Raw genomic sequence first — 13,246 nt, 5'->3', positions numbered from 1 at the left:
ATTTTATTTTAGCACATTTTTTTATTTTTTAATACATTATATTGTGAAAAACTTTTTTGGGAATTGCCAACTAATAACAAAGCCGCTAGAAGAAGATTCTAGCGGCTTTCAATTAATTATTGGAAGTTTTTTAGATTTTCCATTAATTTATCAAATTTATCTTGATACTCTTTTTGGATTTTTCTTTCTCTATCCAAAATATGTACAGGAGCTTTTGAAGTAAATCTTTCATCAGAAAGTTTAGTATTAACTTTTTCTAAATCTTTTTCAACTTTTTCTAGTTGTTCTTTTATTTTTTTAACTTCAGCTTCTACATCAAGAAGACCAGTTAAAATCATATAAACTTCAGAATCCCCATTTACTCTAAATCCACTTTGCTCTGGAGCAACAACATCTGGACCATAAGTAAGTTCTTCTATTTTAGCAAGTTTAGTTATAAATACGTAGTTGTTTTTAATTGTTTCAAGTTCAATTGGGTTTGAAGTTCTAATTACCACTTTAACTTCTTTAGCTGGAGATATTCCTCTTTCAGCTTTAATATTTCTAAGAGATGAAATTAATCCTTGGATATAACCAAACGATTTCTCAATATCTTCATTAATTAATGCATCCTCAACTACCGGATACTTAGAAAGCATTATGCTCTCAGCATCTGTAGAAGTTTTTATTTTTTGCCAAATTTCTTCAGTTATGAATGGCATAAATGGATGTAACATCTTTAATCCTGAATCTAGAATTGACCAAAGTACATATTGTGCAGTTACTTTTGAACTCTTATCAGATTCATCTTCATTGTATAGTCTTACTTTTGCTAGCTCTACATACCAGTCACAGAAATCTCCTCTTAAGAATTCATATACAGACTTCGCTGCTTCATCTAATTGGAACTTTTCAAGTTTGTCAGCAACATCTTTAACTGTTCTGTTCAATCTCGAGAATATCCATTCATCAACTAGTTCAAATTTCAGATCATCCTTATTAACCGTTTCAACATTGAATCCCTCAAGATTCATAAGTACGAATCTTGAAACGTTCCAAATTTTATTTGAAAAATTTCTTCCCATTTCTAAAAGCTTTTCAGAGAAATGAACATCCTGACCTTGAGAAGTACTATAAATCATAGTAAATCTTATAGCGTCTGCACCATACTCATCTATAAGTTCTAATGGATCTGGAGAATTTCCTAAAGATTTTGACATCTTTCTTCCATTTTCATCTCTTACAATTCCATGAAGATATACATTTTCGAATGGAATCTCATCCATAGTATACATTCCAAACATTACCATTCTAGCTACCCAGAAGAATAATATATCTGCTCCTGTTACAAGAGTTGAAGTTGGGTAGAATGCTGATAATTCAGCAGTCTTATCTGGCCAACCTAATGTTGAGAAAGGCCAAAGTGCTGATGAGAACCAAGTATCTAAAACATCTGTTTCTTGTCTTAATTCTACTTTTTTTCCATAGTGTGCTTCAGCTTGCTCATAAGCTTCTGCTTCATCTTTTGCAACAAATATGAAGTTATCTGGACCATACCAAGCAGGTATTCTATGTCCCCACCAAATTTGTCTAGATATACACCAATCTCTTATATTATCAAGCCAATTGTAGTAAACTTTTTCCCATTTCTTAGGCATAAGTTTTACTTGTCCGTTTCTTACAACTTCTAAAGCTTTTACAGCTAAAGGTTCCATCTTAACGAACCACTGCTTTGAAACTCTTGGTTCAATTACAGTATTACATCTATAACATCCACCAACATTATGCTTATGATCTTCAATTTTTACAACATAATTACCTTTTTCTAAATCTTCAACCATAACTTTTCTAGCCTCAAATCTGTCCATTCCTGCATAAGCTGGATAATCTGCTACTACTTTTCCATCATCTGTCATCATATTTATAATTGGTAAATCAAATTTTTGTCCTAAAGCAAAGTCATTCGGATCATGTGCTGGAGTAATTTTTAAAGCTCCTGTTCCAAACTCTATATCTACATATTCATCAGCTATAACTGGAATCTCTCTTCCTACTAATGGTAAAATTACAGATTTTCCAACTAAATGCTTGTATCTATCGTCGTTTGGATTAACTGCTATAGCAACGTCTGCCAACATTGTTTCTGGTCTTGTAGTTGCAATGATTAGAAATTCCTCTGAATCTTTTACAGGATATCTTAAATACCATAATTTTCCAGCTTTTTCTTCATGTTCAACTTCATCATCAGCAAGAGCAGTTCCACATCTTGGACACCAGTTTACCATGTATTCACCTTGATAAATAAGTCCATCTTTATATAATTTTACAAATATTTCTCTTACAGAATTTGAAAGTCCTTCGTCCATAGTAAATCTTTCTCTATCCCAATCTAAAGAAGCACCTATTCTTCTAAGTTGAGTAGTGATAGCTCCACCATATTGCTCTTTCCATTCCCATACTTGCTCTACAAACTTTTCTCTTCCAAGATCTTCTTTTTTAAGCCCTTGTTCAGCTAGTTTTCTTTCTACTCTATTTTGTGTTGCTATTCCAGCATGGTCTGTTCCTGGCATCCAAAGAGTGTTATATCCACTCATTCTCTTATATCTTACAAGAACATCTTGAATACTGTTATTTAATATATGTCCCATATGCAATATTCCAGTTACATTTGGTGGAGGAATTACTATTGAATAATTAGGTTTTCCCTCCTCTAAAGTAGCTGCAAAAAATTTCGAATCTTCCCAATGCTTATACCATTTTTTTTCGATTTCATTGGGAGAATAAGTTTTATTCAGTTCTTTCACTACAAATCTCCTCCTGTAATTCATCTTTTAAATAAGCTCCAATAAATTCTAAAACTTGATCTCTTCCATGATTATTAAGTGAAGAATGGAAAAGTACATCTTCGTTTGAAAATTCTATCTTAGTTCTTATATCTTTTAAAGCTTTAAATTTTTCATTGTTTGACACTTTATCCATTTTTGTAAATATTATTTTAAATGGAGTGTTATAGTGATCTAGCCATGTTAACATTTCTAAATCCTCTTCACTTGGAACTCTTCTTATATCTAGCAGAACAAATACTAACTTGTTTCTAGGACTCGCTAGATATCTTTCCATAGTTTGTCCCCACTCTTTTTTCATCTCTTTTGGAACTTTTGCAAATCCATATCCTGGCAAATCTACAAAGAAAACTTCCCTATTAATTAAAAAATAATTTATCAATTGAGTTCTTCCAGGAGTTTTACTTGTTTTAGCTAATTTATTTCTTCCTGTAATACTATTTATTAAAGAAGACTTACCTACGTTAGATCTTCCTACAAATGCAAACTCCATATTTTCTAATTCTGCTGGATAATCTTTCTCAAAAACTGCAGATTTGATAAATTCCGCTTGTTTTACTGTCATAATTTATCCTCTTTTCTTTTTATTTTTCAAATACTAACTCTTCAACCTCACTATATTGCTTAACATAATGAATAGTCATATCTTTGGCTACCTCTTTAGGTATTTCGTCGCCATCAACTCTATTGTCATCTGGAAGAATAACTTCTCTTATTCCAGCTCTATGAGCCCCTATCACTTTTTCTTTAATTCCACCAACTGCTAACACTTCCCCAATGATAGTAATCTCTCCAGTCATCGCTATATCCTGTCTAATTTTTCTATTCGTTAAGATAGATAAAATAGTTGTAGTTATTGCAATTCCTGCAGATGGACCATCTTTTGGAGTAGCTCCCTCAGGAAAATGTAGATGTATATCTTTCTTTTCTAAAAATTCTGGATTTTCTAATCCAAATTTCTCTAAATTAGCTCTTAAGTATGTAAATGCAACTTGAGCTGATTCTTTCATTACGTTTCCTAAAGTTCCAGTTAGAGATAAGTTTCCTTTCCCCGGTATAACAACTCCTTGTACTTCAAGAGTTACTCCACCAACAGCAGTCCAAGCAAGCCCGTTAACTACTCCAAGTTTCGAAACTTTTTCTCTCATTTTTTCAGGTCTAAATTTAACTTTACCTAAATATTTTTCAACATTTTTTATGCTGACTACTACTTTTTTCTTTTTATTTTCAATAACATCTCTTGCTATTTTTCTAAATAGTGACATTATTTCTCTTTTTAAATTTCTAACTCCAGCTTCTCTTGTATACTCATCAATAATTTTTAAAATAGACTTATCCGATATGTCAACTTCTACATCTTTTAAACCATTTTCAATTTTAGAAGAATCTATTAAATATTTTTTTGCAATATGTAATTTTTCAATCTCTGTATAAGATGAAAGAGTTATAATTTCCATTCTATCTCTCAATGGTCCTGGAATATTTCTTAACTCATTAGCTGTTGCTATAAAAAATACTTTTGATAAGTCAAATGGCATATCAATGTAATGATCTTCAAAATGTGAATTTTGTTCAGGATCTAGAACTTCAAGCATAGCTGAAGACGGATCTCCTTTAAAATCACTCGACATTTTATCAAGTTCGTCTAAAAGAATAACAGGATTTTTTGAATTAGCTATTTTTAAAGCTTTCATAATTCTTCCAGGCATAGAACCAATATATGTTCTTCTATGTCCTCTTATTTCAGCTTCATCTCTTACTCCACCTAAAGAAACTCTAACAAATGATCTTCCCATAGATTCAGCTATTGATTTTGCTAAAGATGTTTTTCCAACTCCAGGAGGTCCTGCAAGACATAAAATAGTACCTTTCATGTTTGGATTTAATTTTTTTACAGCTAAATAATCTAAGATTCTTTCTTTTACATCTTTAAGTCCATAGTGATCTCTTTCTAGAATTTCACTTGCTTTTTTTAAATCTAAGACATCTTTAGTCGATTTATCCCAAGGTAAATCAACAACTGTTTCTATATAAGTTCTAGATACTGTCGCTTCCGCAGAAAATTGAGCCATTCTTGAAAGTTTTTTTAATTCCGACTCTAATTTTTTCTTTACATCTTTTGGAAGTTTCTTCTTATCAATTAACTCTTTTAACTGCGCTATATCTTCATCTGGATTTTGATCTCCAAGTTCTTCCTTCATCGCAGTAATTTTTTCTTTTATGTAGTATGCTTTCTGGTTCTCATTTATTTTAAATTTAACTTTCTCTTCTATTTTTCTTTCAATATTAGCTATTTCAATCTCTCTATTTAGATGTTCAAGAATTTTAAATCCTCTTTTTTCAACATCAAATTCTTCTAGCAATGACTGCTTTTCAGCTGTATCAATCATAAGATTAGATGCAATTATATCAAAAGATGATCCTATTGAAGTCATACTTTTTAAATTTATTATTAAATCTGGACTAACTTTATTAGTAATCTTTCCATATTTTTCAAAATTTTTCAAAATTTTTCTGTATAAAGCTTGAAGTTCTTTCGTCTTTTCTTCTTTACACTCTATTAAAGTATATTCTGATTCGTATTTCCCATCAACAATTTCTACATTATCAACATACACTCTTTGTTCTGCTTCTAATAAGAGTTTAATAGTATTATTTGGCATCTTAACTGTTTGAAGTATAGTTGCGATAACACCAACTTTATGGATATCTTTTGTAAGATCTAAATCTTCTTTAAGACTATCTTTTTGAGTTCCAAGAATTATTCTCTCTTTATTTTGAGCAGCATTTTCTAAAGTAACAAGGCTTAACTCTCTTCCTACATATACTGGCGTTACAATCCCAGGGAAGATAACTATATCTCTAGTTGGTAAAAATGGTAATTTACTCATAAGGTTATCCCTCCATTCTTTCAATTAAAACTTTTGAAGAGTCAGTAACAGACTCTGCCGTAATCACTATTTTCTTTATATCTTTTTCTGATGGAACATCATACATAAGCTCCAACATTGTATTTTCTAAAATCGCTCTTAATCCTCTAGCTCCAATTTTTCTAGCTAATGCTAAATCTGCTATTTTTTTAAGTGCGTCCTGTGTAAATTCAATCTCTACATCTTCCATTTGGAAAAACTTTCCATACTGTTTTATTATAGAGTTTTTTGGCTCAGTTAAAATTTTAATAAGAGCTTCTTCATCTAAACTTTGTAAAGTTGTGATGATAGGAAGTCTTCCCACAAGTTCTGGAATTATCCCTTGTTTAACTAAATCTTCAGGTAAAACTCTTTGGAAACTTTCACCTTCAGTTTCAGTTATAGCTTTATTGTTTTGAGCTCCAAATCCTAATACTTTCTTGTTAGTTCTTGATTTTATAACCTTCTCTAGTCCTTCAAAAGCTCCACCAACTATAAATAAAATATTTGTAGTATCGATTTCAATCAATTCTTGATTTGGATGCTTTCTCCCTCCTTGAGGTGGAACTTGTGATTTAGTTCCTTCTATTATTTTAAGAAGCGCTTGTTGTACTCCTTCTCCAGAAACATCTCTTGTTATTGAAACATTTTCAGATTTTCTTGCTATCTTATCTATTTCATCTATATAAATTATTCCTCTTTCAGCTGCATCCACATCATAGTTTGAAGCTTGTAATAATCTAACTAAAACATTTTCTACGTCATCTCCTACGTATCCAGCTTCTGTTAGTGTAGTTGCATCTGCTATTGCAAACGGTACATTTAAAGTTCTAGCTAATGTTTGTGCTAATAATGTTTTTCCAGAACCTGTTGGTCCAATTAATAAAACATTTGATTTTTGAAGCTCAACATCTTGATCTCCGCTATCTTTATGCATTATTCTTTTGTAGTGATTATATACTGAAACCGCTAAAACTTTTTTACTTTCATCCTGTCCTATTACATATTCATCAAGTTTTGACTTAATCTCTCTTGGCGTCAATAATTTAAGTTCTGAAAGACTTTCAAGTTTTTCACCTTCTGGAATCGAGGAAAAATCAAGCATATCGAAACAAGTTTCTATACACTCATCACAAATATAAGCTCCTTCTATTCCTGCAAAAAGTTTAGCTACTTCATTTTGTCCTCTGCCACAAAAAGAGCAATTTTCTTTTTTACTCATAAGTATTTCTCCTCCTATCTCACAAAAACTTCATCTATTAGACCGTAATTTTTAGCTTCTTCTGCTGACATAAAGTTATCTCTTTCAGTATCTGCTAATACTTTTTCTAATGGTTTTTCTGTATTTTTAGCTAAAATTTTAGATGTTAAATCTTTCATTCTTAAAATTTCTTGAGCTTGAATTGCTATATCTGTTGCTTGACCTTTTGCTCCACCTAAAGGTTGGTGAATCATTATTCTAGCATTTTCTAAAGCATATCTCTTTCCTTTTGTTCCTGCAGATAAAAGTAATGCTCCCATACTTGCAGCTTGACCAACACATACTGTTTGTACATCTGGTTTTATATAGTTCATTGTATCGTATATAGCCATTCCAGAAGTTATTACCCCACCTGGACTGTTAATATACATTATTATATCTTTTTCAGGATCATCTGCTTCTAAAAAAAGAAGTTGTGCCACAATTGAATTTGCGACTTGATCGTCTATCTCTGTTCCTAAGAAAATTATTCTGTCCTTAAGAAGTCTTGAATATATATCGTAGGCTCTTTCACCCTTACCTGTATTTTCTATTACTGTTGGATTATACATAAAGTTTACCTCCTTAAATAAATAGGAAAATACTAATCTCATATTAGTATTTATCTTTATATTTAAGTAAGTATTGAGTAGAGAAATTCTCTACTCAATACTTATTTTTAAATTATTACTTTGCGTTGTTAACAATAACTTCAACAGCTTTTTGTAATAGAGTTTCCCCTTTTAAAGTAGCTTTAAAGTTCTCTAAGTTGTTATTTTTGTTTAATTCTGTTTCTAACTGCTCAGTTGTCATTCCATACATCTTAGCAACTTCAGAAATTTTCTCAGCTAATTCTTCTTCAGAAAGAGCAATATTTTCAGCTTTAGCGATTGTTTCTAAAACTAAATCAACTGTAACTTTATTAAGTGCCATTGGTGCCATTTGATTAAATGCTTTCTCCATAGTCATTCCAGTCATTTTTAAATAAGTCTCAAGGTTCATTCCTTGCATTGCAAGTTGTTGATCCATTTCAGCAAATCTAGCTTCGATTTCTCTTGTGATCATTGACTTAGGAATTTCTACTTTACTGTCTGCTACTACTTTTTGTATTAGTTTTCCAGTGAAATCATTTTTAATTCTTAACTCTTCTCTAGCTTTTAATTCTTCTTCTTTTTTAGCTTTTAAATCTGCTACTGAATCATATCCTAATTCTTTTGCAAACTCATCATTTAATTCTGGCTTTTCTAAAACTTTTATAGCGTTTATTTTAACTTTAAAAGTTGCAGGTTTTCCAGCTAATGAAGCTTGGTGATAGTTTTCAGGGAAGTTTACAACTATTTCTCCCTCTTGTCCAACTGTGTATCCAACTAATTGATCTTCGAAAGTATCAATAAACATTTTTGATCCTAACTTTAATTGGTGAGAATCAGCTTTTCCACCTTCAAATGGAACACCGTCTATAAATCCTTCAAAAGCTAAATCTACTGTATCACCCATAGCTGCTTTTGTTCCTTCTGGAGCATCTACTAATTTAGATTTAGATTGTAATAAAGTTTCGATTTCGTCATTTAAAAGAGTTTCTGACATTTCAAAAGTTTCTTTTTCCGCTTCTAATCCTTTATATTGACCTAATGTTACTTCTGGATAAAGATCTATGTTAAATACAAGCTCTAATCCATCTTTTGTCATATCAGCTTTTAAATTATATATGAAACTTATTGGAGATAATTTCTCATCAGCAATAACTTTATCAAAATTTTCTTTTAAAACTTTCTCAACGATTTCTTCTTTTAATAAATCTGCATATTGAGCTTCAACTTTATCAACTGGAGCATTTCCTTTTCTAAATCCAGGAACCTCCACCTTTTTAACTAATTCTTTTAAGATTTGAGATTTAATTGGTGCTAATTCCTCTGCAGTAAGATTAAACTTTAACTCAGCTGCTGAATTTTCAATTTTCTTGATTTCGTGTCTCATTTATTCCTCCTTAAAAATCTATTTGATAAAAACCTCAAAGAATTCATCCTTAACTTTTAGGTCTTTAATCCTAATCTGAAAAATCTCCTCCCCTTTGTAATAGATTTTCTCAGGGTAGTAGACTATATCGAATTTTTGAAGTTTATATTCTTCCTCGTTTATCTTGTGAGCAAGTTCAAAAGCCACTATTGGGTAAGATTTGTTTCCTTTTCTTATGATCCCGTTAAAATGTCTATCTTCAACTCCAAATTTTTTAATCCCCTCTATCTTTAAATTAGTATCTAAAAATAATGGATGTGGATTTTCCAACCCAAATGGAGATAATTCTCCTATATCTTTTATCATACTTTCATCTATATTTTCAATAGAATATTCTAAATCTATCATTAATTTTCTTTTATCTTTTTTACTTTTCACTTCTTCAATCTCTTCAGAGAAAAGTTTTTCAATATAAGAAAGCTTTGTTTCCTCTGCTATAAATCCAGCTGCCAAATCATGACCGCCAAATCGAATTAGGTTATCACCTATTTTTTTGAAGATATTAAAGATATTTATTCCGGGAACACTTCTACATGAAGCTTTTCCAATACCATCCTTCAAAGCAATTAATACTACGGGAACCCCATATTTAACGCTTAGTCTAGAAGAAACAACTCCTATAACACCTGGATGCCACTTATAAGAGCTCAAGAAAATGTATCTCAATTCCTTTAAATTCTTACTTTTAAGTATTCTATCGGCCTCATCATAAATACTTTTTTCCAATTCTCTTCTTAATTTATTAGATCTTTTCATCTCTTCGATAATATTATAAATTTCAAACTCATCTTCTTTCATAAAAAAATCGGCTCCTAATCTAGAGATGCCAATTCTTCCAAGTGAATTTATGAGTGGAGATACAAAATAACTAATATCAGTAGTGTTTATATCCTTATTTTGAAATTTTAAGTATCTCATAAGATAAACTAATCCTTTTACCTTAGTATTTTTCAATACTTTTAATCCTTCTCTTATAATAATTCTATTCTCATCTATCATTGGAACAACATCCGCAACAGTACCTATCATTACTATATCCATATACTGATAGAGTTTAGAAAAATCTTCTTGAAGTTTAATAAATACAGCTTGGGCAACTTTTAACGCTACTCCAGCCCCTGCTAAAAATTTAAACTCATAGTTTTCACTTAGTTTTGGGTTTATCAAGATAAGTTGATTATCTGCTTTTTCTTTAACACTTTTATGATGATCTGTAATTATAACATCTATTCCCAGAGAATTAGCATACTCTAAATCTTCCATAGAATTTATACCAGTATCAACTGTAATTACTAATTTCCCTTTTTTACTATGGATATAGTTTATGGTCTTTTTATCAAGACCATAACCTTCTTCCATTCTATTAGGAATATAATAATCCACATCTATACCTATCTCTCTAAATACTAAAACTAGGAATGCTGCTGCTGTTATTCCATCTACATCATAATCACCATAGATAAAAAGTTTCTGTTTTTTATTTTTTATTGAGATTATTTTTTCAACAACCTCATCCATTTTTTCAAATCCAAAGGGATTTCTAAGTTTAGAAATATTTGGATTTAAAAAACTTTCCACTTCATCCTTCTCAACAAAACCTTTGTTAAGAAGTAAATTAGCTAAAAGATTTGAAACCTTCCACTGGCTAGCTTTAGATTTAATTAGATTTTCAGATAGTTCACTATATTCCCACTCCATAGTATCACTACCCTTTTAAGTCATTTAAAAGTTGAGAAATTTTAATAGCATGCTCTATTGTATCATCCAATTTAATTCTCATTTCTGGAGTATATCTAAGAGCCAATTCTTCAGATACTCTTTTTCTTAAAAATCCTTTTACTTCATTAAGTCCTTCAAGCACTTCTTCTTTGTTGAAACTCTCACCAGTTATTGGCATTATACTAAAATATAAATCAGCGAACTTAAGATCCTCAGTAACTCTTACCCCCGTAACAGAAACAATCGCTTTTTTTATTTTAGGATTTTTTATTTCTCCAAATAATGCTTGTGAAACTACTTTAGAAACTTCTTTTTCAATTGCGGCTAATCTTTGTCTTTTCATTTCAATCACCCTCTACTTTTTTAAGCTTCTTTTTATTTCAATAATATCGAATGCCTCAACGATATCTCCTTCTTTGATATCATTAAAGTTCTCTATTCCAAGTCCACACTCTTGACCTGCTACAACTTCTTTAGCATCGTCTTTATATCTCTTTAATGTACTTAATTTCCCTTCATATACTATAACTCCATTTCTAAGAATTCTAATATTTGAATCGTTTCTAACTTTACCGTCTACCACTACACATCCAGCGATATTTCCAACTTTAGAAACTTTAAATACTTTTTTAATCTCTATTCTTCCAGAGTACATCTCTTTAAATTCTGGATCTAACATACCAGTAAGAGCTTTTTCAATATCTTCTGTAATATGGTAGATTATATTAGATGTTCTGATTTCAACACCAGCAGCATCTGCTTCTTTTAAAGCTTTTGTTGTAGGTCTAACATGGAAACCAATTATGATTGCTTTCGATGCTTCAGCAAGTCTTACGTCACTTTCTGTTATAGCACCTGAAGCTGCTTGAATTATGTTAACTGCAACCTCGTCTGTTGATAACTTAGTTAAAGAATCTCTTAACGCGTCTACAGATCCTCTTGAATCTGCTCTTAGAATTAAGTTAAGTTCTTTAATGTTTGCACTTTCTAATTGCTCAGATAATGACTCTAGAGATATTGTTTTTCTAGTTATTTCAGAAATTTTTCTCTCTTTAGCCATCTCTTCTACTATTCTCTTAGCATGTTGTTCATTTTGTACAACATACATAACGTCTCCAGCAGATGGAACAAAGTTAAATCCGATTATTTCAACTGGTTGAGATAATTCAGCTTTCTCTACTCTTTCACCTTTGTCGTTTACTAAAGCTCTAACTCTACCATTTGCTTCTCCAGCAACTATGATATCTCCTATTTTAAGAGTTCCCTCTTGAACAAGAATATCTGCTATTGGACCAACTTTTGGATCTAGTCTAGACTCTAACACTACACCTTTAGCTCTTTTGTTAGGGTTAGCTTTTAATTCAAGCATCTCTGCTGTAATTAAAATTGTATCTAGAAGAGTATCTAAATTTAATCTTTGTTTTGCAGAAACTTCAACGAACTCAGTGTCTCCACCCCATTCGATAGAAACAAGTCCATGCTCCATCATTTCTTGCTTTACTCTCATAGGATTAGCATCTGGCTTATCCATCTTATTGATTGCAACTATTATAGGTACATTTGCTGCTTTCGCATGAGAAAGTGCTTCTATTGTTTGTGGCATTACTCCATCATCTGCTGCTACAACTAAAATTGCTATATCAGTTACCTGTGCTCCTCTAGCTCTCATATCTGTGAAGGCCTCATGTCCAGGAGTATCTACGAAAGTAATTTTCTTACCATCTTTTACTACTTGGTATGCTCCTATTTTCTGTGTGATTCCACCAGCTTCTCCTGATGCAACGCTTGTTGTTCTGATAGCATCAAGTAATGATGTTTTTCCATGATCAACGTGTCCCATTATTGTTATTACTGGAGGTCTCTCTATTAGATCTGCTGATCTGTCTTCTATTTCAAGTGCGAATTTTTCTCCGAACTCTAATTCTACTTCTTCTTCTTTTTCTACTAAAGCTTCATATTCTTCAGCTAACTCTTCAGCTAACTCATAAGATATTGGACTGTTAATAGTTAACATTTGACCTTTTAAGAAAAGTTTTTTGATAAGTTCTCCAGAACTAACTCCAAGTCTTGAAGCAAATTCTCCTAGAGTAATCTCTCCTCTTAACTTGATGATTTTCATTCCATCTTCTTCTATAGTGTCAGGACCTTGCTCAGCTTTCAATACTACGAAATCTGTTCTTCTTCCTTTTTTCTTCTTCTTTTTACCTTTAGAAGAATCATCTTCTACTTCATCTTCTGCTTTTTTAGTAGTCTTTTTCTTCTTTTTGCTAGTATCTTCTACAAATTCTTCTTCTACTATTTCATCAAAATTCTCATCTGATTCAAATCCAGCGTTAACAGTTGCAACACCTAATTCGATAGTTTCTTTATTTGCAGGATCTGCAAAATACTCTAATATTTCCTTACACTGGTTATCAGTTAATCCCGAAAGATGTGAAGATACATTTACTCCTATTTCATGAAGTAAAGATAAAAACTCTTTATTTCCCATCTTATATTTCTTTGCTAATTCATGCACTCTTGTTCTCATACTAATAAGA

9 protein-coding genes are annotated in these 13,246 nt (G+C 31.3%); all 9 read right to left on the bottom strand.

Annotated features, from left to right (window positions below; translation table 11 throughout):
* Positions 1 to 116: 116 nt before the first annotated feature.
* A complete protein-coding gene (locus tag H3N56_RS08545) occupies positions 117 to 2,783 on the bottom strand; it encodes a valine--tRNA ligase (RefSeq protein WP_185880772.1) in 2,667 nt (888 codons plus the stop codon).
* Positions 2,767 to 3,387: a ribosome biogenesis GTP-binding protein YihA/YsxC gene (gene yihA, locus H3N56_RS08540; RefSeq protein ID WP_185880771.1), complete on the bottom strand. Its 621-nt coding sequence runs from the start codon at positions 3,385 to 3,387 to the stop codon at positions 2,767 to 2,769. Before yihA ends, H3N56_RS08545 begins: the two co-directional genes overlap by 17 nt.
* A 19-nt stretch (positions 3,388 to 3,406) precedes the next feature.
* Entirely contained in the window at positions 3,407 to 5,713 is a 2,307-nt protein-coding gene (lon, locus tag H3N56_RS08535) for an endopeptidase La (protein WP_185880770.1), read from the bottom strand.
* Between the two features lie 4 nt (positions 5,714 to 5,717).
* Entirely contained in the window at positions 5,718 to 6,953 is a 1,236-nt protein-coding gene (gene clpX / locus H3N56_RS08530) for an ATP-dependent Clp protease ATP-binding subunit ClpX (RefSeq protein ID WP_185880769.1), read from the bottom strand.
* A gap of 14 nt (positions 6,954 to 6,967) precedes the next feature.
* Positions 6,968 to 7,543, bottom strand: a complete 576-nt coding sequence (gene clpP / locus H3N56_RS08525; protein WP_185880768.1) for an ATP-dependent Clp endopeptidase proteolytic subunit ClpP — start codon at positions 7,541 to 7,543, stop codon at positions 6,968 to 6,970.
* Between the two features lie 115 nt (positions 7,544 to 7,658).
* Positions 7,659 to 8,948, bottom strand: coding sequence for a trigger factor (gene tig / locus H3N56_RS08520; protein ID WP_185880767.1), 1,290 nt, complete (start codon positions 8,946 to 8,948; stop codon positions 7,659 to 7,661).
* An 18-nt stretch (positions 8,949 to 8,966) separates the two neighbouring features.
* A complete protein-coding gene (recJ, locus tag H3N56_RS08515; protein ID WP_185880766.1) occupies positions 8,967 to 10,685 on the bottom strand; it encodes a single-stranded-DNA-specific exonuclease RecJ in 1,719 nt (572 codons plus the stop codon).
* 7 nt (positions 10,686 to 10,692) lie between these two features.
* Positions 10,693 to 11,049 (bottom strand): 30S ribosome-binding factor RbfA, encoded by a 357-nt coding sequence (rbfA, locus tag H3N56_RS08510; RefSeq protein ID WP_185880765.1) that lies wholly within the window; start codon positions 11,047 to 11,049, stop codon positions 10,693 to 10,695.
* A gap of 12 nt (positions 11,050 to 11,061) precedes the next feature.
* Positions 11,062 to 13,236 (bottom strand): translation initiation factor IF-2, encoded by a 2,175-nt coding sequence (infB, locus tag H3N56_RS08505; protein ID WP_185880764.1) that lies wholly within the window; start codon positions 13,234 to 13,236, stop codon positions 11,062 to 11,064.
* Positions 13,237 to 13,246 lie beyond the last annotated feature (10 nt).

The sequence above is a fragment of the Cetobacterium sp. 2A genome (assembly GCF_014250685.1).
GTDB lineage: Bacteria > Fusobacteriota > Fusobacteriia > Fusobacteriales > Fusobacteriaceae > Cetobacterium.
This window is presented reverse-complemented; position numbering and strand designations above follow the sequence as displayed.

Bases quoted from the DNA above. Each gene is read 5' to 3' on its own strand.
- recJ (WP_185880766.1), bottom strand. From the start codon at position 10,685: ATGGAGTGGGAATATAGTGAACTATCTGAAAATCTAATTAAATCTAAA.
- clpP (WP_185880768.1), bottom strand. From the start codon at position 7,543: ATGTATAATCCAACAGTAATAGAAAATACAGGTAAGGGTGAAAGAGCC.
- infB (WP_185880764.1), bottom strand. From the start codon at position 13,236: ATGAGAACAAGAGTGCATGAATTAGCAAAGAAATATAAGATGGGAAAT.
- yihA (WP_185880771.1), bottom strand. From the start codon at position 3,387: ATGACAGTAAAACAAGCGGAATTTATCAAATCTGCAGTTTTTGAGAAA.
- rbfA (WP_185880765.1), bottom strand. From the start codon at position 11,049: ATGAAAAGACAAAGATTAGCCGCAATTGAAAAAGAAGTTTCTAAAGTA.
- clpX (WP_185880769.1), bottom strand. From the start codon at position 6,953: ATGAGTAAAAAAGAAAATTGCTCTTTTTGTGGCAGAGGACAAAATGAA.
- tig (WP_185880767.1), bottom strand. From the start codon at position 8,948: ATGAGACACGAAATCAAGAAAATTGAAAATTCAGCAGCTGAGTTAAAG.
- lon (WP_185880770.1), bottom strand. From the start codon at position 5,713: ATGAGTAAATTACCATTTTTACCAACTAGAGATATAGTTATCTTCCCT.